This is a genomic window from Alteromonas sp. KS69 (assembly GCF_003989595.1).
In the GTDB taxonomy this organism is placed as follows: domain Bacteria; phylum Pseudomonadota; class Gammaproteobacteria; order Enterobacterales; family Alteromonadaceae; genus Alteromonas; species Alteromonas naphthalenivorans.
In genome coordinates this window covers 81,380-105,247 of record NZ_PYHU01000003.1, presented here as the reverse complement: position 1 = coordinate 105,247, position 23,868 = coordinate 81,380, and the positions used below count along the sequence as shown (strand labels likewise).

General features: G+C 43.0%; 20 protein-coding genes and 1 pseudogene. 10 read left to right on the top strand and 11 right to left on the bottom strand.

The window, feature by feature from the left end:
* Window positions 1–192: 192 nt before the first annotated feature.
* Both C7Y69_RS01900 and C7Y69_RS01895 read right to left on the bottom strand, forming a co-directional pair.
* Window positions 193–1,305, bottom strand: a complete 1,113-nt coding sequence (locus tag C7Y69_RS01900; RefSeq protein WP_126871602.1) for a hypothetical protein — start codon at window positions 1,303–1,305, stop codon at window positions 193–195.
* A 133-nt stretch (window positions 1,306–1,438) separates the two neighbouring features.
* Window positions 1,439–2,245: a PaaX family transcriptional regulator gene (locus tag C7Y69_RS01895; protein ID WP_126871601.1), complete on the bottom strand. Its 807-nt coding sequence runs from the start codon at window positions 2,243–2,245 to the stop codon at window positions 1,439–1,441.
* 335 nt (window positions 2,246–2,580) lie between these two features.
* Here C7Y69_RS01895 and C7Y69_RS01890 point away from each other — a divergent pair, with 335 nt between their 5' ends.
* Window positions 2,581–4,245, top strand: a complete 1,665-nt coding sequence (locus C7Y69_RS01890; protein WP_126871600.1) for an isovaleryl-CoA dehydrogenase — start codon at window positions 2,581–2,583, stop codon at window positions 4,243–4,245.
* Here C7Y69_RS01890 and C7Y69_RS01885 read toward each other — a convergent pair.
* The 3 genes from C7Y69_RS01885 to C7Y69_RS01875 form a co-directional block, all read right to left on the bottom strand.
* Window positions 4,242–4,793 carry a DsrE family protein gene (locus tag C7Y69_RS01885; RefSeq protein ID WP_260563403.1) on the bottom strand — a complete coding sequence of 184 codons (552 nt, stop codon included), beginning with the start codon at window positions 4,791–4,793 and terminating at the stop codon, window positions 4,242–4,244. The two genes, C7Y69_RS01890 and C7Y69_RS01885, sit on opposite strands and share 4 nt — an antisense overlap.
* Window positions 4,794–4,873: 80 nt before the next feature.
* Window positions 4,874–6,145 carry a dipeptidase gene (locus C7Y69_RS01880; protein WP_126871599.1) on the bottom strand — a complete coding sequence of 424 codons (1,272 nt, stop codon included), beginning with the start codon at window positions 6,143–6,145 and terminating at the stop codon, window positions 4,874–4,876.
* Window position 6,146: 1 nt separating this feature from the next.
* Complete coding sequence (locus C7Y69_RS01875) at window positions 6,147–8,489, bottom strand: TonB-dependent receptor (RefSeq protein WP_013783127.1); 2,343 nt, start codon at window positions 8,487–8,489, stop codon at window positions 6,147–6,149.
* A 464-nt stretch (window positions 8,490–8,953) separates the two neighbouring features.
* Here C7Y69_RS01875 and C7Y69_RS01870 point away from each other — a divergent pair, with 464 nt between their 5' ends.
* Window positions 8,954–9,565: a hypothetical protein gene (locus C7Y69_RS01870; protein WP_013783126.1), complete on the top strand. Its 612-nt coding sequence runs from the start codon at window positions 8,954–8,956 to the stop codon at window positions 9,563–9,565.
* 142 nt (window positions 9,566–9,707) lie between these two features.
* On the opposite strand, the gene C7Y69_RS01865 is transcribed toward C7Y69_RS01870, so the two are convergent.
* Window positions 9,708–10,619 carry a dienelactone hydrolase family protein gene (locus C7Y69_RS01865; RefSeq protein WP_013783125.1) on the bottom strand — a complete coding sequence of 304 codons (912 nt, stop codon included), beginning with the start codon at window positions 10,617–10,619 and terminating at the stop codon, window positions 9,708–9,710.
* A gap of 266 nt (window positions 10,620–10,885) precedes the next feature.
* Here C7Y69_RS01865 and C7Y69_RS01860 point away from each other — a divergent pair, with 266 nt between their 5' ends.
* Window positions 10,886–11,533: a peroxiredoxin-like family protein gene (locus C7Y69_RS01860; RefSeq protein WP_013783124.1), complete on the top strand. Its 648-nt coding sequence runs from the start codon at window positions 10,886–10,888 to the stop codon at window positions 11,531–11,533.
* A 156-nt stretch (window positions 11,534–11,689) separates the two neighbouring features.
* Here C7Y69_RS01860 and C7Y69_RS01855 read toward each other — a convergent pair whose 3' ends face one another.
* The 3 genes from C7Y69_RS01855 to C7Y69_RS01845 form a co-directional block, all read right to left on the bottom strand.
* Window positions 11,690–12,037: a DUF3718 domain-containing protein gene (locus C7Y69_RS01855; RefSeq protein WP_158306759.1), complete on the bottom strand. Its 348-nt coding sequence runs from the start codon at window positions 12,035–12,037 to the stop codon at window positions 11,690–11,692.
* A 240-nt stretch (window positions 12,038–12,277) separates the two neighbouring features.
* A complete protein-coding gene (gene zapE / locus C7Y69_RS01850) occupies window positions 12,278–13,489 on the bottom strand; it encodes a cell division protein ZapE (protein WP_013783122.1) in 1,212 nt (403 codons plus the stop codon).
* Window positions 13,490–13,609: 120 nt separating this feature from the next.
* Window positions 13,610–14,209: a DUF1456 family protein gene (locus tag C7Y69_RS01845; protein ID WP_013783121.1), complete on the bottom strand. Its 600-nt coding sequence runs from the start codon at window positions 14,207–14,209 to the stop codon at window positions 13,610–13,612.
* 202 nt (window positions 14,210–14,411) lie between these two features.
* Here C7Y69_RS01845 and C7Y69_RS01840 point away from each other — a divergent pair, with 202 nt between their 5' ends.
* From C7Y69_RS01840 to C7Y69_RS01830, 3 genes are all read left to right on the top strand, one after another.
* Complete coding sequence (locus C7Y69_RS01840; RefSeq protein ID WP_126871597.1) at window positions 14,412–14,981, top strand: DUF4136 domain-containing protein; 570 nt, start codon at window positions 14,412–14,414, stop codon at window positions 14,979–14,981.
* Between the two features lie 108 nt (window positions 14,982–15,089).
* The gene (locus tag C7Y69_RS01835) at window positions 15,090–15,653 is read left to right on the top strand and encodes a DUF1439 domain-containing protein (protein ID WP_013783119.1); all 564 of its coding nucleotides are present in this window, start codon (window positions 15,090–15,092) and stop codon (window positions 15,651–15,653) included.
* A 115-nt stretch (window positions 15,654–15,768) separates the two neighbouring features.
* The gene (locus tag C7Y69_RS01830) at window positions 15,769–16,356 is read left to right on the top strand and encodes a hypothetical protein (protein WP_126871699.1); all 588 of its coding nucleotides are present in this window, start codon (window positions 15,769–15,771) and stop codon (window positions 16,354–16,356) included.
* Window positions 16,357–16,386: 30 nt separating this feature from the next.
* On the opposite strand, the gene gloA is transcribed toward C7Y69_RS01830, so the two are convergent.
* Window positions 16,387–16,935, bottom strand: coding sequence for a lactoylglutathione lyase (gloA, locus tag C7Y69_RS01825; RefSeq protein ID WP_013783118.1), 549 nt, complete (start codon window positions 16,933–16,935; stop codon window positions 16,387–16,389).
* Between the two features lie 278 nt (window positions 16,936–17,213).
* On the opposite strand from gloA, the gene C7Y69_RS01820 reads away from it, so the two are divergent.
* Window positions 17,214–19,472: a tetratricopeptide repeat-containing diguanylate cyclase gene (locus C7Y69_RS01820; protein ID WP_260563402.1), complete on the top strand. Its 2,259-nt coding sequence runs from the start codon at window positions 17,214–17,216 to the stop codon at window positions 19,470–19,472.
* Between the two features lie 5 nt (window positions 19,473–19,477).
* On the opposite strand, the gene C7Y69_RS01815 is transcribed toward C7Y69_RS01820, so the two are convergent.
* Window positions 19,478–20,134: an NAD(P)H-dependent oxidoreductase gene (locus C7Y69_RS01815; RefSeq protein WP_013783115.1), complete on the bottom strand. Its 657-nt coding sequence runs from the start codon at window positions 20,132–20,134 to the stop codon at window positions 19,478–19,480.
* Window positions 20,135–20,355: 221 nt separating this feature from the next.
* On the opposite strand from C7Y69_RS01815, the gene C7Y69_RS01810 reads away from it, so the two are divergent.
* The 3 genes and pseudogenes from C7Y69_RS01810 to C7Y69_RS01800 all read left to right on the top strand — a co-directional run bounded on the left by C7Y69_RS01810 (window position 20,356) and on the right by C7Y69_RS01800 (window position 23,817).
* Complete coding sequence (locus tag C7Y69_RS01810) at window positions 20,356–22,329, top strand: class I adenylate cyclase (RefSeq protein WP_126871595.1); 1,974 nt, start codon at window positions 20,356–20,358, stop codon at window positions 22,327–22,329.
* 292 nt (window positions 22,330–22,621) lie between these two features.
* A pseudogene (locus C7Y69_RS01805) lies at window positions 22,622–23,125 on the top strand (cupin domain-containing protein); the annotation flags it as partial.
* A 119-nt stretch (window positions 23,126–23,244) separates the two neighbouring features.
* Window positions 23,245–23,817, top strand: coding sequence for an acyl-CoA thioesterase (locus C7Y69_RS01800; RefSeq protein ID WP_013783112.1), 573 nt, complete (start codon window positions 23,245–23,247; stop codon window positions 23,815–23,817).
* The last annotated feature ends 51 nt before the right edge of the window (window positions 23,818–23,868 follow it).

Sequence of the window (23,868 nt, the reverse complement as noted above, 5' to 3'; positions counted from 1 at the left end):
TACCTATTTGAAGTAATCGACGTGCTTACACTGTTTCATGTACTAATCGAAATAGTGCGAGAGTGATGGTAGGTATTTATAATGCGTGATCAGAAAGGCAATGAGGCTTTAGATACAAAAATGCCCACCGACTTTGTGCGGCAGGCATCAATAATTAAGTTAATAGCTGCAACTGGTTTTATACTTTCACGACTAGGTGATTAAATCGTGCATCCAGTTTAACGAAGGAAGTTTGCGGTCTTCTTGGTAGAACAAACGATTTAGCCTACCTAAAAGATTAACAGGTCTGGATGGATCGTGAGATTTAACCCTATGGGAACTTTCATTAAGCATAAACTCCCACGGTTGTAGATTCATATCATCAATCTCGTCCTGTTGAACACCTAAGCTTTTAAGCGTAGACAAAATACGTTCTGTTTTGCTTTCTACCACTGGCAAAATGGTATTGCCGTATAAATCATTTAAAGGCGCATTAATCGCTGCCAGGGTGTGATTAATTGCCGACCACACCATATCGTGGTCAAACTCCCAGTCACGTGGCGCATAATAGCCTTCTATTTCCCACTCTAGCTCTGCATTGCTAGCCGCAATACTGCTTTCTGCTTCTGGCGAGAACGACAAGTCAGGGCGCGCGCCAATATTGTATGCGTCTACACTCATGGCAACACAAATCACCAAATCGCCACATATTTCTTTGTTTTGGTATAAGGCTTCAAATGCTGCTCGCTTAACGCCCATCCAACCATGCACTTTCGAAGGTTGCTCTACAAAATGGCGCACATCGTTAGGTAGGTCTTCGCCATAAAGATCGATTAACAGTGGCAAGGGGTTTTGCTCTGGTGCCTCGTCAGGCATCCACACTTCATACTCTTGGCGATTATCTGCTTTTCCACGGCTTTTAATGCCGTAAGATAAATTTACCGGCCTGCAAATACTGCGATCTTCATCAACTTTATGAAAGTACTCAGAGCGCATTCGCTTGATAAAAGGGGCATCTAACCCCGCCAGCGCGGCGGTAGGATAGCGATAACCAATCTCGCTGTGCTCAACCATTGTGAGTGTAGGTATGGCTTTTTCAAGCTTACTCTTTACGCCTTTAAGTTGCTCTACATTAGGCAAAACAATACTTCGCTCCGGCTCAATGGTAAGCCGACGTCCATCTTCTGCAACGAACTTTGGGGTCTTGTGAAATTCGTACTGAGAAAGGCCTAGACCCTGCACCGCGATGTTACGATAACGCGACAATTCACTGAAAAGCGCGGTGTGGTTCCGAATGTGTTTAAACAGGGGGCGGTTTGACGTCATACTACTTATTCCATGTCACGTATTTAAGTTGGAAAATCTGTGCGTATCTATGCAACCGTTTATCGGTAATTCAAATGACAGTGTGCCACAAAGATAGCATCAGGCAAGCACCTCCGTGCTCATACCTCTTTCCTCACTTCTTTATATTTAAAAATTCATACCAGACTTCAGCGCCAGCCTTATCGTACTCTTCTACTTTTGCGCGAAATGCTCTGCGAAGGTCGACATTAACCAAAGGTGCTGGAAGCAGTGGGTCGAACACTAATCGTTTTAGGGCATTATCGCCGACGATATAATATTCCTTTGCTGCATCATCTAGTGATAAGCCTTCTATACGCTTGCGCGACCGCGCGAGTTCAATTAATCCTTCTTCGTAACTGGCTTCAAGGTTTTTGGTCTGCCATAACCCTGCTGCCTTTTTTTCCGTCGCGTCAGCAAAGTCAGATGCATTAAACACCACAGCGCTTTTATCTAACCCTAATCGGTACAAGCGCTCTCGTGTTGTTCCCACCGTATCGTTAAGGTTGTTAGGCCTAACATAAAAGTCTGCAGAGAGCTTTTTTAAACCCATTAATTTAAGCGCCCTGTCTTGTGCCCGTGTGGCCTTACGATCACTTTTTGCTAACGCGGTGGTTAGCACGGTAAGCCAATCACCACGCCATTCACATAATCTAGATTCTGCCGTATGCCAACTGCTGATCTCGCCAGCAAATTGCTCGCCCTCTTTGCCTAACTGATAATAACCACGCTCTACCACCTTGAGCAATTTAGCCGACTGTAAGCGAGTAAGGGTAACGCGTATGTTATTTTCCGAAATGCCAAACAAGGCGCCTACTCTAACCGCGCTGGCTGCATCCATTTTTATACCGGGGCGTGAACCAAGTAGCTTCATTAACAAGTGGCGGGCTACGGGTTTACCGGTAGGTTTTTCGGGTAACATATTGCTTTACCAATCTTTTAGTAATTAAAACGACATCAAGTGAGCACTTTACCTAAATGCCATGCATTTACAAAGTATATCCTTTTTCCGCTTTCTTACTTGCCCATAAGCATGTGAACCTAGGCACGTGAATATAAACTCGTGTTCAAAAGCACTTAAACAGAGCACTTAAACTTAGCACTTAAACAAAGCACCCGAACGGCCCCTTATGCAGAACGTTTAGCGTAAAGCCTCTTGAACCCGCTTTCTTACTACCAGCAGCCAATCAAATTACACAATTTGACACAAAAAGACACAAGGAGTAATGTTTAATAAATTTCTAAGACGAGTTTGTTATGTCTTCACCTACATTGTTCAATACCCATGTTGTTGAGAATCAGCCACATCCCCTACCCGCGTATAACTTGTGGCTGGATGACCCCCTGCTTAAGCACGCTGTGATGGCTAATATAACGTCGCCAAACGCTGACGTAGAATTAAAACTAGGTGTATTTGGGCAAGCCGCGGGCTATGAATTAATGGCACACGGTGAAATTGCTAACAAAAATAAACCCGAGTTCCACCCCTTCGATCGGTATGGTCGCAGAATCGATGATGTAGCATTTCACCCTAGCTACCACACGCTTATGAGTGCGGCCATGAAGGGTAACTTACACAATTATTCGTGGCAGCATGAAAGTCAACAAGGCGCGCATGTCATAAGAGCGGCGTTAATTTTCATGCATTCTCAAGCTGATGCGGGCACAACCTGCCCCCTAACCATGACCCATGCTGCTATTCCTGCACTACGACAAGCTAAAGGCTTACCAAATTATTGGGTAGATAAGGTAGTGCATGGCCAATACGATGACCGCACCTTGCCAGCAGAGCACAAGCATGGCCTGTCTATCGGTATGGGAATGACTGAAAAACAAGGGGGCTCAGATGTTCGCCGCAACACGACCACGGCCACAAAACAACAAGATGGCAGCTACCGCATTGTGGGGCACAAGTTCTTCTTTTCTGCACCCATGTGTGACGGCCATTTAATTCTTGCGCAAACCAACGCTGGCCTAGGGTGCTTTTTATTGCCTAGGGTTATGCCTGATGGCACCTTAAACGAAGTACGCATTCAACGCTTGAAAGACAAATTAGGCGACTGGAGCAATGCTTCATCAGAAGTAGAGTTTCAAGGCGCTACTGCGTACTTAATAGGTGAAGAAGGTCGAGGCGTACGGGTGATTATCGACATGGTATCGCTTACTCGCCTTGATTGTATGATTGGCTCTTCGGCTACTATGAGACAAGGGTTAGTGCAAGCCTATCATCATGTTAGTAATCGAGAAGCCTTTGGTGCAACACTTATTGACCAGCCTTTAATGCAAAATGTCATCGCCGACCTGACTCTTGAATGTACCGCATCATTGGCACTTACCATGCGGGTCGCCCGCGCCGTTGATGCAAGTAAAACCAATCCGAAAGAAGCCGCACTAGCACGTATCGCAACGGCGATTGGTAAATACTGGATTTGTAAGCGAACCCCGGCATTTATTAACGAGGCCCAAGAGTGCTTGGGGGGCATTGGCTATGTTGAAGAGAATATTTTGCCTCGGCTATATCGCCAAGCTCCGCTTAATTCAATTTGGGAAGGCAGTGGTAATGTACAATGCTTAGATGTACTTCGCGCATTGCACAAAGAGCCTGAATCTAAAGCGGCGCTTTTTGATTTATTGCACAGTGCAAAAGGGAAAAACGCTTTCTACGACACCCACCTTCAACGTCTTTTAGATTCATTCGAGGATGTTACCAACCTAGAAATTCGCAGTCGATTAATTACAGAGCAAACCGCCCTTGCCATGCAAGGCGCCTTGTTACTTAACGAGAGCGATAGCGTAATGGCGAACACTTTTTGCGAAGCAAGGTTAGGCAAACAGCAGGGTTTAGCTTATGGAACACTGCCTGCTAACACGCCTTTTCTTGATATTATTAAAAAAGGAATGCTCAGCTGTGTTAAAGATTAAAACGGGTTAGTACTGTAACCCTGTTCACTCAAGCGGGCATGGGCTGTCATTGCAGATAAGTCCATTTCAACGCCCTCTATTAACATTTCAGTACTTACATCGTTAGCCGCTGATGATTGGCCGCACACGATTACACGTACGCCTTTATCTATTAGTGCACGCAATAAACTTAAGTTACCGTTATCTTCACCTTTTCGCTTTTGATAGGCCGCGTTATCAATAACATCTAGGGTAGCTGATCCGTGAACCACTAACGCTAGTTGAATATTTTCAAGCTTAGCGCCATTGGCGACATGCATATTAATAAAACGGGCAAGCGAGTCAAATTTGCGGTTTACCTTGCCCGCATCTGCCCCTTTAGCCACATCGAAGGCAACTTTAAATTGTTGCTGAGGCGACACACTCACACCTGGCACAGGTGCATGCTTGCCATAGTTATTAAAAACGGGGCCTGCGGCAAAATCATCAGTGCCCGCATGGGCAAACAATGGCGTCGATAAAGCAGATACTGCGGCAAGTGTTGAGGCTAAAAGAGGTAACGATTTCATGCATACTCCACGTTATTAATCAGAAATAAAAAAGCGCCCTACTCACCAAATGAATAGAGCGCGTTTACAATTCAGTGAAACTATTTACTCGCTGTTTTCAAACTAGCAGCATAGTCTTGAGCCTGTTGAAGCACTCTTAATGCATTACCACTCCATATATCTGCTAAGTCTTCTTTGGTATAGCCCTCTTCTAACAATCGCTGTGTGATCATGGGTAAATTAACCACATCCATCATATCGTCTACACCGCCGCCGCCATCCCAGTCAGCGCCAATTCCTACATGCTTAGGTCCTACCACCGCTAACGCATGTAAAAAGTGCTTCATGTAAACATCAAAAGACGCTTTAACCGCGGGATGCTCATGCTCAATGTCCCTGCGCTTTTCTAACAAATCCTTGTGATCAGCACCTTGTTTGACCATGGCCATTAACCCCTTGTAAGCTTCTTTTCGCTCGGGGTTTTCAGGCAGTGCAGTAAGGTAGTCGCTGTAAGCATTCATTTGAATGACACCGCCAGATTCCGCAAGCTGCTTCAGTAAGTCGTCGTCAATGTTTCGCGGATGATCGTAAATTGCTTTCACGCCGGTGTGGGACAAAATGATGGGAGTTTTAGACAGCTTAATCATGTCTTTAACGGTTTCATCGTGAGCGTGGGAACCGTCAAGTACAATACCCAATCTATTGGCTTCGCTCACAAAGGTTTCACCTAACGGCGAAAGCCCGCCCCACTTCACCCCTTCGGGATCGGTAGAACTATCACCAAGCTGATTGTTTTTAAAATGTACTGGCCCCGCCATTCGTAGCCCAAACTTATAAAAAGTTTCAAGTAGGCTCATATCCGTCCCGAGGGGATAGGAATTTTCCATACTCATATAGACAATATGTTTGCCGGCTTTTTTAATCTCACTAGCATCATCGGGCTCTAGTGCTAATGCAAAGGTTTCTGGATGTTCGGTAACCATGGTGCGAACAGCAAGCGCCCGTAGTAAAGCGGTATCACGGCTTTGTTGATAACCTTCTGTAGTAAGCGGGCCTTGTGGGGTATAAAGCACCCAAAAACCACCATCTAGTGCCCCTTCTTGCATACGTGGTACATCAACTTGCGAAAAGTCGTGGCCATAGGTATGACGCTCCATGATATCAAACCCGGGCCTGACCAAATGCGCAGGCGTATCTAGGTGGGTGTCCAAGGTCACGAGTTTTCGCTGAATAGCTTCGGCTTCTTCTAGAGATACCTTATCGGCTGCCTGTGTTACAGAACTCGCCATCGTGGTTCCAAGACCTAAGGCTACCACTACCCCAATCATTGCTTTGTTTAATTGATACAGTTTTGTATTCGTTTTAGTTGTCATGTTAGAAAGCCACCGTTAATGATGCTTGAACATTGCGTGGGCTTAAAGGGCGATAGAAAGCCGATCCTACAAACGCAAACGACAACACTTCTTTATCGAAAAGGTTATCTACGTTTAACCGTAAGCTCACATTTTCAGGCATACCGAAGGGGTTCACACCGCCTAAATCCACATAGGCACTTACCGTGGTGTAGCTATCCATTTCATAGGTTTCGGCGTAATCAGTATAACGACTGCTGGTATATTTTGCCGATACATTCGCTACTAGCCATTCTGTTGGCTCGTAGGTAATGCCACCTGTCATCACCCAGTCTGGGCTATCAGCCAAGGCGCTGCCTTCAGGATTACTACCAAAGCCATCTACTAAGCTGGCATTTTTGTACGAGATATTGGCATTCATGTATAACTGTTTTTTGAATACGTCAGGCTGATAAACACCTGATAATTCAAAGCCGTAGGCTTCTGAAGCGCCGCCATTAATATAGAAGCTCTCTGGCTGCCCAGTGGCGGGGTTTAATACGTTACTGGCAAACAAACGATTATCAAAGCGGGTATAGAATAACGCTAATGCCGCGTTAAAGTTTTCTTTGTTGGTACGGTAGCCTAATTCAATATTATCGGCTTCTTCACCTTCGGGAGTATCGGGTTCAAAGCTAACCGCATTGTCATAAATGTCATCTGTACCATTAGGTAGCGCGTAGTTTTTCGAGTAAGACGCGAAGAGTTGGTCGGTGTCATTTAGGGTGTATACCGCGCCTATTGAAGGTAAGAAATGGTTACTAAATTTGCCGCCCACAGATTGAGGCCCATAGCCCGCTTCACCGTCAATTTCGTAATCATCATAATCACGATATCCATCAAGTGAATAATCCACACTTAATGACTTTATACCCACTTCAAGCTTTAAATTATCGTCCATTAAGCTAATGGTATCTTTCACGTACAACTGCGTAGTTTCACGTACCGAGGTATAATCTCGACGATAATATGCCACCTCATCCCAAATCACGTCACCGTCAGCACTACCGCCGGTTTTATTCAAACGCTGTTGCGTACGATGGTAAGTGTCTTTTTCCTGCCAGCCACCAAATTGTATATCGTGGGCATCGAGCGTTAAGTTGAAATCAGCAACAAAGCCTTTTCTATCACCACCTACTGACGATAAGCCATATTGCACGCCGCGTGGGTGCACTACATCTAGCCCTGCTGCCGCCTGATCTTCATAAATACTTAAGGTGTTACTGTAAGAATCGGGAGAAACACCATAACCATCTTTATCTTCAAAATAATAAGTACCGGTAAATAACAAGTTATCTAACAAGTAGGTTTCAAGCTGTGCAGAATAAAGCTTATCGTCGCGAACGTTTACGCGGTCTTCGTAATAACTTGTACAGTTACTGCCGGTGAACACAGGGGTAAAGTCGCTTTCATCAGCCACTCCATCTTGGTTGAAATCGTAAACACCGGGTAGTGGTGCAATACAGCCTTCCGGAATGGCATCTAAGTAGCTGTAATAATAGTTATCGTCAAAAGTCGCTTCGGTACCTGATGGCGAATCATAATCGAAGAAGTCATTCGCCACATAGCTAACGGTAAATGTAGTCTCGTCACTAAAGGCATAAATTGCTTTACCCTCAATGTGTTCTCTGTCGATGGTACCTGGCCCGCGCCATAAATCGCTGTCGGTTTTCGAGCGACTTACATAAGCCTTGAAACCATTAATATCTCCGGTTTCTAATTTAACGAAAGAGCGATTTAAATCATCATCACCAATGGTATAAGACATCATGCCACCGGCTTCGTCAGACGGGTCTACCGAATAGTACGAAGCTATAGGCCCTAAGGTAGAATAACTTGGTGCGGAAACATCGCCTGCACCTGGAGAAGCCACTACAGACGCTAAGTTCTCATTATCTACATATCTGAAAATAGGGCTACCGCCGAAAGCATCTGAACGCCCCATTGGAACGCCATTTAGCACAAAGCCCATCTGACTCAAATTGAATGCGCGCACATTCACAGAGTTTCCAAACTCATATAACCCTAATGCACCGTCCGTTTGCACATTAAACCCTGGTAAACTTTCTAACATTTTAAGCCCAGATATACCGCCTGGGGCCGACAACAACGCTTCTCGGGTAACGGCCAGCGTATTGGTCACTTCACCCGTACCAATGGCGACCTCGGTAGTAGAGATACGACGCCCTACTACTTGAATTTTTTCTTCTTCAGTTTCAGCACTGGCGGTTTCACTTTCTTGTGCATACGCAGGGCTGACGGCAAACATTGCCGCAATAGAGACACTTAATAGTGTGGGACGGAACGTTTTATTGGTTTTTATCATGAGTGTGTTTCCTGCTGTGACTGCAACTACGTACCAACTCGGAGGAAAACCGAGTGGGAGTTCTATCAACACATCACAATAAACATACCAACAACGTTAGACTTTAGTATAAATATAGGCGGCATTTTAATCAGGCGAGCAGCCACCTAGCCTAAGCAACTCATCTGATGAGTTCATTCTCAATCGTTTTGGAAGATAACCATTCACATTAACCACCATTACGTTATAGCAATGCACCAAGAGATCGCCGCTGGTAATGAAAGGTGCACCACAACAGTGAATTACTTGCCTTAAAAAATTAAAACACTCTTTAATTTTAAACAGCTAAGACATTAAGTCTGTCGTGCCGATCACGCTATTTTTACAACACATTATTGAGTGTAAAAACTGCGGTATGCTTGCTATTCACTTTTGCAATTTTTATATTGCTTAAATAATGACATCAACCAACTAATTCAAACTTCATGGAACCGAATTACGCCAATTACTCCTACAATGAGTTACTAGAGGTACTAGAAACTATTGACCATCACGCATACCCCGAGCGAGTCGATAGCATTAAAGCTAGATTAGCTACACTAACTCAGAACAGCACTAGCGCATCTATTCGCGGAGACTACAAAGATATTAGCCTCATACTATTTTTATTTAGTTCGGTAATTGGTGCGGTATGCGCCTGGATGCTATTTAAAGAAAGCGAAGATGATTTTAGGCATATAGTTGGCGCCTTATTGCTACCCGCTTCCCCTTTTTTATATTGGTATTACAAGAAAAAGTGGAAAATTCACGCTCAGGATCACTTCATATTAAATGAAGATGGCGTGCTTTATTGCTTAAAAGGGCAAGATGCTAGATTAGTATGGGTTGATATTACGTCCATCGAGTACTCCCGAACCAGATATCATACCAGCGTATCTTTTGATTCAAATAACAGAGAAAAACGTATCTATATTGATATACAAAAATTCCAGTGTAGTCGGACAATGGTAGAAAACTTCATTAGACAAAAAGCCATCGAACACGATGTGCCGTATCATAAAAGCACATTGTGGAGAGGCAAAAAGCGAATAGTATAAGCAAGGTCCTCATCACTCCTAAAACCCTTGATAAAAGCGGCTTATTTTAAAGACCTTGCGTTGATGATATGAGTCTTAAATTATGTTTCTTAAGCTTTACGCTTGGGAATATCTGCTGTAATGCTTAAGTAAAATAGTTAGTTTACGCCAACTTAGCGTTAAAAAATGCAATGGTTCTAGACCATGCTAGCTCAGCATTGTCTTTGTCAAACCGCCCAGTAGAATCATTATGAAAACCATGATTCGCGTTTTTATACATGTGCATTTCATACGACACATTATTTGCTTTCAAATCTTCTTCGTATCCTGGCCAAGTTGCATTTACTCGCTCATCTAATTCACCAAGTTGAATAAGTAAAGGCGCCTCAATATTTTTACGTAACTCTTTGGCTGCTGGCGTACCGTAAAAAGGAACACCTGCATCTATAAGGTCGCTATCGACGGCAGCTAGGTAATTCACCATGTAACCACCAAAACAAAACCCCACAGCGCCTAATTTTCCATTAGACAATTCGTGCGCTTTGATAAATTCAGCGGCGGCAACAAAATCATGCTCTATTTTTGAACGCTCTAGACTACGCTGCATCGCGCGCCCTTCGTCATCGTTACCCGGATAACCGCCTAACGGAAATAAAGCATCGGGAGCAAACGCGATAAAACCTGCCTTCGCAAGCCTTCTGGCTACATCTTTAACGTAAGGGTTTAATCCACGATTTTCGTGTATTACCAATACTACTGGCGCTTTTTTTTGCGTGGTTTCATTTTGGGTTAAAGCATTTGGGACCACTAAATATCCCTTACCTTCGCCGTGTCCATGGGGTGAAGGAAAGGTTTCGTAGATTGCGGTTATGTCGGGATCGTTAAAGGATATTTGTTCAGCCAACGCGTAATTAGGCAGTAATGACGAGGTTAAGAAGGACATGGAATAGCCAAGGGCAACTAATCCTGTGAGTTTGGTCATGAATGTGCGTCTGTCCATGCCACCGTGGGCATAAGCGTCGTACCAATCGAAAGCTTCTTGTGGAATGGCTTTGTTTTCCTGCTGAAGGCTCATAGTTAATCCTTAATGACACAAAGTGGTAATGCTCGGTAAGTGAACTGCTAGTTAATAACTAAATAAGTGTGGGTGTCCAGACTAATATCCGACTAATATCCAATATATTATGAAAACAGGCGCACTTTTGCGCCGTACCGCATTTATGGCGAAGGTAGTCGTAAATGTAGTGCAAATAGGTTTCATTACTACTAGGAAGGCGTTAACTTTACTCCAATATCACTATTTTGATACGTCATTATGATGTAGTAAACCATGAGGCTTGTATGGCAACGTTAAAAGAACAAACTGAAGCGAAGGTTGAAGCTGGCCGTAAAGGCAACCCAGATTTCATGAAAGGGGTTGATGCAGAAATAGCAAAAGCTAAATCGTTTCAGCAAGGCAGTGATGCATTGGCATTGGGTGATAAAGCACCTGAGTTCACGCTGCCAGATGCAAAATTGAATACTGTTTCACTCACTTCTCTATTAAACCAAGGGCCTGTTGTAGTCACTTTTTATCGCGGGAGTTGGTGTCCGTACTGTAATTTGCAGCTTCGTGCCCTACAGTCTCGATTAGACGATATTAAAAGTCTAGGGGCAACGTTAGTGGCTATAAGCCCGCAGGTGCCCGATGATTCGCTCAGTGAAGATGAAATTAGCAAGATGGATTTTATCGTATTGTCAGATCAAAGTGCCAAAGTTGCAGGCCAGTACGGCGTAGCATGGGAAGTGCCTGAATTTCTCATTGAGCACATGAAAAATGATAGGCAACTCGATCTAGAAACCATCAACAACGGTAATGGTAACATTCTGCCTATTCCAGCAACCTTTGTGCTCAATCAAAATGGCGACGTAACCTGGCGTTATGTGGATGTTGATTATAGAACTCGTTCAGAGCCGCAAGATATTATTGATGCACTTAAAAGTATGTAAGCCTATTTGCTTGCAATCTAGAGAGTAAGATACTAGACCTCGGTAGATATATTCAAAACAGCAAAAAGGTGGCCATGGCCACCTTTTTTAAATTATGTGCTGAGCAACAACAATAAAAACAAAAACGACATACTCAGGCTTCAATTTTACCTCTTACTACTTTTTTGTATTCGCTGCGGCCAAATCAATAATTTCAACGTTAGTATTAAATTTACCATTGGTTAAAGCATTGTTCATTTCATCGGGATCTTTAGCATAATCTTGTACAAAGGCTAAAATATTTTGATCGTTACAGGTAACATTTTCAGCAATATAGCGCTTGCTCAAACCAGAATCTTTAATCGATTTGTGCAATTGAATCTTGCTACCTTGTGCTGCAACAACACATAATTTAGAAGATACTGATTCGTCTGCTGCAAATAAAGAATCTGCTGCGTTTGCCATACCAATAGTAGATAAAGAAAGTGTAATTGTAGCTAGTGTTTTAGTGAGAGTATTCATCATTGTCATCCTTTAGGTTAAGTCGAAGTTAATTTTGCAACCTAAATGCCAATATTTTTAAATAAGTAAAATCAACAAGTTAAGCCGAATCAGGGTATTTATCGGATTTTAACCTTTCTCATTAACACTATTGAATAGTCATTCTCACTAAATTTTAGCCCTTTATAAAAGTGCATGTTCGTATGCCAATATTTACCTTCTTCGTAACCCACTAAAACGGTAATTTAAATAATTACCGCAACATCAACAACTCGACACTAATTGTAAATAATCTTCTGATGCCATCTCTATCAACCGGCTTTTAGTACGCTCAAACTCGAACATCAGTGAGCCGCTAGTATAAATCTCATCCTGAGGTACGTAAGCCGTCATGACCAAGTTAGTTTTACTGTCATAACATTCGTCTACCAATGCAATAAATCGGCGTAATGCATCATCCATTGGCGCTAAAACCACTTCCCGCTCTCCGGTTTCAGCAGAGGCGATGTTGATATTCGAACCATTATCTTCAGTGCCCCGCGCTTTAATTCTCTCGTATGCCTGGCCACTCATAGGCGGTACGTTGAACACTAATATGGTTTTGTACAACTTGGCTAACTCTACGTAATCAAAGTGACTACGAGGCCCTTCACACAACGAGGAAAAATCAAAGCAAACTGCCTTATGGCTTATGCCTGAGTTGCTTGTATCAGCGTCACTTTGGGCGATGATATTAATAGTTCGCCCCAACACCGTTACGCTTGACGCCACATCATTGAATGTTAAGTCGTACTGACGAAGGAGGGTTTGATGCAATTCCGCCTGCGCTTGCAATGGCTTAGGTAATTCGAAATAACGTTGAAGGTAATTAAGAGCACGCTTTCTATGATCTTGTTCACCATTAAGATGCAGCACGTGTAAATGGGCTTCAATGGCCGCGATAGCGGGTAAAAAACGTGAGCGCTGTAATCCATTTCGATAAAGCTCGTTTGGCGCACAATTGCTGGTACACACCACTACCATGTTAAGTTCAAACATGTACTGCAGTAAGTTACCTAGTAACATGGCATCGCCAATATCAGAGACAAAGAATTCGTCAAAGCACAGAACCTTGTACTGCTTACTTAGCTGCTTGGCAATATGGCGCAGGGGCTCAGACTTACCGGATAGCTCAGTAAGACGCTTATGCACATCCTGCATAAAATGATGGAAATGTTGTCGTTTACACAAAGCGCTAGGCAAACACGCGTCTAGCAAGTCCATTAAAAAGGTTTTGCCCCGCCCTACCTTGCCCCACAAATAAATGCCTTTACTCTGTGGTTGCTTACTTTTATGAGAAGCGTCTTCGTGAGCACCCTGTAACGAAAGATACAGTTGCTGAAGTAATACAATGGCGTGTTCTTGTGATGGGTCTTTTTGAAGTTTACCCGAATCGACTAACGCTTGATATTTGGTAAGCGGTGAGGACCGTTGCATACAGGTTTTTAAATGATTGTTGCCGAGGAAGATAGCGTTGCGCGTATGTTTGAACTTTCAAACTATTACACTCTATGAACACAGTGCAAAGCGCAACGCTCGATGATTACCAGCTTACGCTTAAGAGGTTTTACCCCACACTGAACTTGGCTTATTGGCTTTCTCTTTCGCTTTCTCTTTCGCTTTTTGGGCCTGCATATCCGCTTTTACGTTCTCGCGTACTTGCTCTTTCGTATGCGCTGTTTTTTTCGCATCAGGGCGGTATTTTTTCACCATGCCTTGCAATAAATTTCGCACAACTTGGTCGCCAGCCACTTTATAGTTTCTGTGATCGGGTTTTCTGAAAAACGCAGAAAGTTCGTTCTTGCTTAATCTGAAATCAGCCATTTGAAGCGCGTTAATCATGTCTTCGTCTTTGTAGCTCATAGCAATACGGATTTTTCGAAGCACTTCGTTGTTACTCAAACGCTCACCGGCTTTTAAAATAACAGGCTCAACACCTTCTTGTTTGCCACGTCTTTTAATGATTAAGCCGTCTAAGAACAAAGAAATGATTTTGTCTCTGCAAGGTAGATACCCTTCTTCACCTTCTTTTTTCATAATTGAATGAAGGTAGTCTACATCCATGTCGTAATCTACTAACTTGAAAATACCGATAGCAGCGGTATCGTTAATTGCCAAAGCAAAACGTAGGCGTCGTAGAACATCATTGTGGATCATGGTTTTTAGTCTTAATCTAGAGGTGGCTCATTTATTATGGCGTAGTTTATCGCAATGGCTAATAGACCGCGAATTAAAAGCGCGGGTTTGCGTGATTTGATTCGGCTTTATGTTTAATTCGTGTTATTTACGGTAATAAATCGATCCTAATTGGTGGTTTTCTTCTTTAAACTACTAAAGCAGCTCTTTATTCGGCGTACTTATGACACCAACAAATAAAAGTAAACATACGGCAAGCAAACCCTTTTACCTGATTTTAGTCTTATTGGCGGTAAGCTTCTTAGCTGGGTGTGCCAGCAAGGGCCCCCAAATTAACATTGATGAAAGCCAAAATTTTGCTGAAATCAATACATTTTTTGTTCGACCACCACTTAATAGTTTGAACCCAGAAATAGAAAGCCAACTTACATCAGCGATTAGCCGAGCTCTTATCGCCAAGGGGCTCAAGCCCTCGCCAGAAGAAGGGGCAGATGTACTGGTAGGTTTCCTTCCTTCTACCGCCAGTGAAGAAAATGACACGCGGTTAAATCTAGGATTAGGCACGGGTGTGTTTGGGCGTTCTGGTGGCATCTCTCTTGGCAGTATATTCAGCGTACCTATTGGTGAGCGTGTGACGCAATATCAAAATCTTCAAATCGACGTAGTAAGAGGCGATACCTTTATTTACAGTGCGTTGGGTAGTGTAGAAGTAGAATCTACCGATTCAGTCACTATCCAAAATAAACTTGGCGAGTTAGTGGCCAATTTACTTGAAGCCTTTCCAGCAAAATAAAAGTCACTTATGTCGGGCACATGACATAATGAGAATAGTTAGCTTGCTTGTTATAAGACACTCTCTTGTTTTCATCGTAGGCTATAAACTCTATACAGAAGGTTTTTTATGAAAGTTATATTATTTGCTATCACACTTTTTCTCACTGGATGTGCAAGCACTAACGGCTTAGCGGTTTTCTCTTTTTCAAATGCTGAAGTTCAGTCGTTGCTTACCAAGCAAATGCCTAATTTAACTGAAAACGTTAATCTTATGGGCTTGCCTGTACAGCTCAATGTGAATGATGTGAGCGTAAATATTGGCCCAGATAACCGCGATGTCATATCACTGGGGTTAGACACAGGGGCAGAAATTAATGCTTTCGCCTTTAAATATCCGGTACGTTTAACCTTTCAGATTGAAGGCAGCCCTTACTATGATAGTGAGCAAAAAGCCGTATTTCTCCGCAACCTTAATTTACTCGACTCAAGCGTAGAAGCAGGAAGCTATAAGGGGAATCTAAAACCATTAAACAATGAAGTGATGAATTTACTCAACGCTTTTCTGGCGGTTAACCCTGTTTATAAATTAGATATGAATAACCCTAAAGTGGCGCTATTAAGCAAAGTACCGCTAGACATGAAAGTGGTTGAGGGTGCTGTTCAATTAGTACCAAGAAACTGGAATAACTAGGCCATAATAAAAAATAATAATAAGGTAACGCATGAAAATTAGCTTAACACTGCTTCAAATAGCACCTCGATTAGTCGCACTGGGCACCTTAGCGCTAATAATGACGCCAATACTAATGCCAGCAACCGCTTTTAGCGCAGAAAAAATGGCGACTGTCCCTATTATTCAGCCAGCCCCTTTAGTGTCGATTGCCAGCCACGATAGTTTTTTTGACAGTATACGCGCGCTGTGTGGTAAAGCGTTTGCGGGGAAAGTAACGGTTGATAACCAGCCCACTAGCAGCATGACTGATAAACCTTTGGTTATGCATGTCAGGCGCTGTAAAGACGATGTGTTATATATCCCCTTCCACGTGGGTGAGGATGCATCTCGGACGTGGATCATTACAAAAACGGGCTCTGGGTTGTCGCTCAAGCATGATCATCGCCATAAAGATGGTAGCTACTCGGAATCGACCATGTACGGCGGCCATACCCTTGATGCTGGTTGGCCCCAAGTTCAATCTTTTCCCGCCGATGCCTACTCTAAAGCCTTGTTTGCGAAAAGTGGCATTCCCCAATCAAGCTCCAATATTTGGCAAATGTTTATTTACCCGGAAACCTTTACCTACCGATTGATTAGAGAAGGCAGAGAGTTCCGGGTCGATTTTGATTTAACCCAACCTATACCCGTACCTGCGGCACCATGGGGCTATGCTGACTAAGTTTGGCATTACAAGACGGGGCGCCTTACGCTACTTAGCTAAATGCGGGGCGCATACCTTAGCCGTTTGCTTAGCATCGAATATTTCAATCCAATAATCATCTGGATCTTTAATAAATGCGATGCCTTTCATCGAACCATCGTTAGGACGTTTTTGGAAAGGGACACCTAGCGCTTCAAACCTTTCACATGCAGCGTCTAGATTCGGTACGTGAAAGCCAATATGACCAAAGCCTTTCGGTTCGCTATTGCCATTATGATAATGAACCGTGTCTGCGGTATCGCCCCAGTTATGAGTGAGTTCTAACATGGCTGGACGACCAAAGGTTTGGGCGGTTCGCTCACTGTCATCTTTGCTAATATCAGAAAAATCGTCACCCGCTGCTAAGAAATAAAGGCTAAATTTCATCCCTTCAAAGTCAAGACGTTTTAGCAAGGTCATTCCCATTACTCGTGTATAAAAATCGAGTGAACGTGCAGGGTCGGCAATACGTAGCATGGTCTGGTTGAAAATAAACCCTTCTGTCGCCTTATCCTTGTCTTCACACAATCCTTCGGCGTTATCAAAATGTCGGCTCATTGAAATAGTATCCTTAGTTAAGTGACTTCGTCAGTGCTTTAAATGGGGGCAATCAAAGCTATAAGCAACAATGAAAGCAGCAATAGATGTTTTATTGTACAACGGCTTAGACTATTGGACCTTTGATAGCAGCACATTCTCTCTGTTAGTACAAAGCCTGAACATTTATACTTTGTTTATTCAGTTGGCATAACCCGAACTCATAGTAAATGCGCTTTTTTGTTTTGATCCTGTTACTGGTCATTTGTACTTCCGCCCGTTCGCAGCAGGCTAGCCCCTTGCCTTCTCAGGATGAAGCTTCATTTCAGCGCGCTGAAACATTACTTTCCCAGGCACAACAAGCACAAGATTCCTCACCAAAACGCAGCACTATATGGGCTAATCAAGCCCTAAAAATATCGGAAGAAATAGACGACGTTAGCACGTCAGCACAAGCGCATTTTCTACTTGGAAAACTAACGAGTCGAACCGATCAATACAAAAAATCACAGCACCATTTTTTTACCGCGTCAGCTATATTCGAAAAGCTCAACGATACGGAAAATTATATATCGTCGAATGTGGGCTATATCGATGTATTGGTGAAAGATAAACAATTCACCAAAGCGGAAAACGCGATTACAACGCTAGTGCCATTGGCTTTTCAATACGGCGTAGATTTCCCTATTGGGATTACCTTAAAAGCCAAAGGTGATTACCATTTCGCACGGGCAGAATACACTATTGCGGTTGTGCAATATTTGATGGCTATTGAATATCTTACGGTCAACGAAAGCCACATTCAGAAACTAAACGCAAGAACCCTCGTCAGAATTGCTGAGGCCTACAAGCGATTAGAAAACCGAGAAAAAACCGTTGAATATTATGAAAAAGCATTAGCTATATATACAGACTTAAATGAAATAAAGTCTATGGCACGTACCTTTAATACACTGGCTGAAGCACAACGATACCTTGGTAACTTAGTACTTGCGCTAGACTACGCATTACAAAGTTTAGCCCTTCACGGCCAAATAGATGATGCTGAGGGCCGCGCTAAAGCGTTGATGGGAGCAGGGATTATTTACCGCTACATAGGCCGCTATGAACAGTCTTTAAAGCATGTACATCAAGCTCATAAGTATTATAAGAAGGTCAATGATGCGACGGGCATAGCAAAAACGTCGAATCAGATAGGTCATATATATTTTAGGCTGGAACAATTCGACCAAGCCCGCTCGTTCTACATGCAGTCCATTAGCTTGCCAGAGGAAAAAGTTGAGCCTAAAACCCTTGCTACCGCGCTAAGAGAAAGCGCGATTATCGATTACAACAAGGGTAACTATGCTTCGGCAACCTTGTTAGCGCAAAAAGCAGATGATATTTATCGGGACAGCAATGACAAGGCAAAGCAATCAATAACCCAGCGAATATTGGCGAACATCAAACGAGACGAAAATAACGTTTCCGGCGCGCTTGATTATTATAAAGAATCACTGGCTTTAGCCACAGAGATCGAAAGTGATTTTTATCAAATTAAAACGCTCATTCCATTAGCAGGTATGCTCATTGATACCGACATGGAAGAGGCTATTAAGCTGTTAAAAAGCGCCCTGACATTAGCACGTAAAAATGGCTACAAAGCCTATACGTTAGAAAGTTATCGTTATTTGCGACTAGCAGAGAAACGTAGAGGCAATACAGCGGCATCTTTACAATACGCTGAACAAGAAATTGCCTTAAGCGAAGTTATTCAAGAAGACACCAGTAACAACGAACTCGCGCTGGAGAAAGCCAAGCTACATTCATTAAGACTAGAAATAGAGTTAGAAACTCTGCGAGAAAAAAACAAACTCGATAAACTTGAACTGGCCCGAAAGAACAATGAAATTGAGATAGCCCAGCAAGCCACCACCATTTCAGAACTTGAATTAACTAAAAATAGATATGCCAGTGTCGCATTAGCATTGTTATTGGCCGTTTGTTTAGCAGCTATACTGTTAATTTATCGTCGCTTTATGTTGTCGAAACAACACAACAGGGAACTCGACTATTTAGCCACGCGAGACCCATTGACGAACTGCTTTAATCGCCGCGTTCTGTTTGATTTAATGGAACGAGATTTTGCAAGAAAGCCAAAGCCTGAAGACTATTGCGTGATAATGATAGATATCGATTATTTTAAATCTATCAATGATAGTTACGGGCATACCATCGGTGACTTAGTACTTCGAGGCGTTGCTAAAACTTTACAAAAGTGTGTTCGTCAGAACGACATTGTTGCAAGGTTTGGTGGGGAGGAGTTCTGCATTGTATTGCCAGATACCTCCTCACACCAAGCCATGCGTATAGCGGAAAATATGCGAGAAACTATTCAAGTTTGTCGCTTTGATGATATCGCGATTACCTGCAGCTTAGGCGTATCATCTATTCGCTTTAACGCGACGACGCCTTCTGAGTTTATAGACCAAGCCGATCTCGCATTATTTAAGTCGAAATCATTAGGCCGTAATCGGGTCACCTTGTGGAGCGAGGCTCTTGCTAGAGCGCAAGACTAACGTAACTATACAACGGTAATCACATCTTCCATTGGCAAACGTGCTTTAGGTAAACCGTGGTTCCAGTCCTGCTCTTCGTCTGCATAGCCAAGTGCAAGCGCCACTTCACAAACATGTCCGTCTAACTCTTCGCTAAACAATTCACCAATCAAGTCAGCGTCCACGCCTTCCATCGGTGTAGAAGCAATACCAAGGCGGGCTAGAGTGTGGAGCAAGTTTCCAAATGCTAGATAAACTTGAGCTTTTGTCCATGCGCCGTTGTAGCCGTTCTCATCAGTATTAGCTTCTGCAAAAGCGTAAGCCCCCATAAACGAGTCTCGCATTGCTTCTGGTAAGTGACCAGACGCCACTTCAGCATCAACACGTTTAACAAATTTCTCTTTGGTAAACTTAGGGTCGTAAGCAAATAAGATTGTGTGAGATGCTTCTTTTGCATGCAATTGGTTGAACTGGTGCTTGTTAGCAAAAGTGTCGTGTAGGCGCTGTTTTGCACTGTCACTTTCAACCACAACAAACTTCCAAGGTTGAGAGTTTATAGAAGAGGCTGATAACCTTAATGCTTCCAATATAGTGGTTAAGTCTTCTGAAGAAATACGTTTGCTACTGTCGTACTTTTTAACGGTATAACGCTGGTTTAAATCACTGATAATTTGGTTAGACATAACTAATTCCTAATATTTAATGCGAATACTTTAGATGCAGAGAAGTTTAACGAGTTATACTAAAGACGATAAGCCCAGTAATGATTGAATGAGTTTAAACAAATTTTTGATAATGGAAGCGCAGGCTAAACGTCTATTTTTCACTGCCATACTAGAAATAGGAGGCAGACAATAGAAAATCGCGCTATTTTTGAAATCACTATCGATACTAAAGAGCAGTAATGACAGAGCAGCAGTCTCTATCAATTAAAAAGAATCTAACAATACGCCTGTTACGTGTACTTAGGTACAACAAGGCACGAGTAGAACGTGCACTTATGCTTATGCCTGCTGAGCACAAGCCGTTGTTCCATGTACTGCCGTTTTTACTGCACGTAAATCATCCTGAGCTTCCAGGTTATATTGAAGGTGAAAATATTCCCTTTGGTATTCATAACTACTCATTTCGCGATGTTGTTGAAAATGCACTTTTGCAATGCTTCCCAGATAAGCGTGATTTGCTCTCTGATATCAAGCCTCTGTGGCCCCGTCAGCGAGCGATTGATGCGTTAGTGCTTATGGGAAGTATTGGCACCATTGCACAAACTGACACCTCTGATTTCGACTATTGGGTGTGTGTCGATGGTAAGCAACTATCAGAAACATCGCTTACTAAACTACAAGAAAAATTAACTGCCATTGAAAGTTGGGCAGACAGCAAATTCGGTATAGAAGTGCACTTTTTCCTATCTGAAATTGACAATGTGCGACGTAACGACTTTGGTATCGCCGATGGAGAAAGCGCAGGCTCCGCTCAATCCCTGTTTCTTAAAGCTGAGTTTTACACCACCAATATTGTAGTGGCTGGAAAGGCTCCTTTTTGGTGGTTAACCCCAGAAAAAACAAATGATCAGCAATATGCAGCATTAAAAGATCACCTAGAAGACGGTGGATCTCCAGATTTAAGTTGGTTTATGGACCTTGGTAACCTTGAAAAGCTCGACGCCAGCGAGTTGTTTGGTGCTGCAATATGGCAGTTAAGCAAGGCCATGGATTCGCCGTTCAAGTCGGTACTAAAAATAGCGAAGTTAGAAGTTTATCTTGCTCATATTGAGCACGGTCAGCCTTTATGCAGCTTGCTTAAAAAGCATGTTCACCGAGGTGCCGAAGCACCTGGAAAAGTCGCAGTTATCGACCCTTATGCGCTGATGTTCGACCAACTTATTGAACATTATGAAAAAGAGGGGCAGCCTGAAGACATGTTATTGCTTCAACAGTGCCTATACCTCAAATGCAATTGCAAACTCAGCCAACCGCCGCTACGTGGCGAAACCTCAACGTTTAAACGCAAGATAATAGCGGCCTATGCTAAAAAGTGGGGGTGGACAAAACAAGACCTTTATCATTTAGATAATCAGCACGAATGGTCGTTTCATGAGCGGGTTCAATTAAGCCGACGTATTCATCGGTTTCTTTTGAAATGCTATCGACGTATTTCAAGTCAGCTTGGTGCTGAACAACAAACAATGAGTAAAGAAGACATGACCGTGCTAGGTCGTCGACTGAGTACGTTTTATGGCAAGAAACCGAACAAAATTGAATTTCTACGCCGCGCGTTTGATGAAAACCTTTACTGCGAAACGGTAACCGTGGCGTTGAAGCAAAGTAAAACAGGGCAAGAAACTTGGACTGTGTATGCCACTGATTTGCTCAGCAAGTCGGGAAAAGTATCGCAAAATCAAAAGATAACGCAAACATCCTCTGCTATTGAGTTAATTGTATGGTGCGTAGCAAATCGTATTATCGACGCAAAAACCACCATCTACCTTGATTACAATGCCACAGAGGTAAGCGAACTGGATTTGAACGACTTATTGAAACATATCTGCCGCTACTTTCCGCCCATTAAAGTCTCTTCGCTGCAAAGAGATAATTTGCTCACTAGCGCTCGCATTACAACCTGCTTAGCTGTTGTAAATTTCAACACGCTTAGGCAAAAGGCGAGCGTTGAAGAAGTCTCTGTGTTGTATACCACATCGTGGGGCGAAACCTTTTTATTCCACGGGAAAGATGTGCTTGATACACTCTGGTTTGAGCTTGAAGAAACGGAGCCTGCACCGCCTTGTTATGCCATGGTGCCTCGCGGAAATCAGCAGGCTCGCATTCAAGGTGAGTTTTTAGAATCCACTGGTGTGAGTTTTTCACTTATTCACTAAACACGTCCCCTGTGTTCTCCCCCTTCTATTCTGCGCCTCTCTTTATTGCCAAACAGCCACTTTAGCTAGGCATGCCATAAGATTACTTATCTTGAACCTGAAAAAGCTAATATTTTTTTGTTTATCTAGGTATGCTAGAAAACAAAACTACGTATTACGTTGTGGGGCTACCATGCTAAAAACTAAAACCCAAACATCCGTTCTCCCTTTTGTTTTGTCAGTAACCTTGCTGTGTACCCTGCTAAGTGCCTGCACTAACGTTACTACCACTACTCAATCGGCAAAGTCTCTCGATAAAAAACTCACCGCAGAACAACTCATCGAGTCTCTTGATTTAACCGGCCACGTTGAAGGCGGTTTTTTTCGCCAAACTTTTAAAGCAGATCACAGGCCGCTAATAAGTACAGAAACCGGCGATAGAGTGAATATGACCTCTATTTATTACCTGCTAAGTGCCCAATCTCCTATAGGACATTTTCATATGAATCGTTCTGACATCATGCATTACTTCCACATGGGAGACCCCATTACGTATTACCTCATTAACCAAGATGGCAGCCTTGAAACCCATGTATTAGGCCCCGATCCTACGCAAGGCCACAAGATGCAAATGGTGGTAAAAGGCGGAACCTGGAAGGCGTCAAAAATACTGACTACCGGCTCCTATGGTTACGGCCTAATAGGAGAAGCGGTAGCGCCTGGTTTCGAATATATTGATATGCAGTTGGGCGAACGCGCTGAGTTAATTAAGCAATTTCCTCAGCACAGTAAGCTCATTACATCGTTAACGCGATAAAAGAAGTCGCTCGCATTGTTAGAAGGTCAAACCTAAGCGCGCTTATGATAAAAACACTTTTACCCTAAATAGCCACCTACCCTACAACTTCATCAACTATCACAATATAAAGGTTAACTATGAGCCCACGTACTGTCGCATTTTCAAGAACACGCTTAACTGAGCTAATGGTTCCTTCTTTTGCCAACTTCGGTGGAAAAGTCCATGGCGGAATTATTTTGTCTTTAATGGATAAAGTGGCCTACGCCTGTGCCAGTAAGCACGCTGGCGCCTATTGCGTTACGGTTACCGTTGATGGCGTTGAGTTTTTACAGCCTGTGGAAGTGGGCGAACTATTATCGCTAGATGCTACTGTGCATTACGTCGGAAACACTTCATTGGTGGTGGGTATTAAAGTCACGTCTGAGAACATCAAGACCAATAAAGTGAAGCATACCAATAACAGCTTTTTCACGATGGTGGCTAAAGACGACAACGGTGTGCCAGTAAAAGTGCCCGAGCTTGAACTCAGTAACCCTCACGAAATGCGTCATTTTGTCACAACGATTAAGCGTAATAAAGTAAAACGAGAAGCGCAGGCAAGAATACAAAAAGAACACGACGACTTCATTCCAAAAGAAGACTTTGTATTGCTTGATAAACAGCGCTGCACCATCACCTTCGACAAAGATGCGTCTTATACCCAAGAGTAAGATACAAAAAAGCCCTTGGTGTTTTGCAACAACCAAGGGCTTTTATTAATG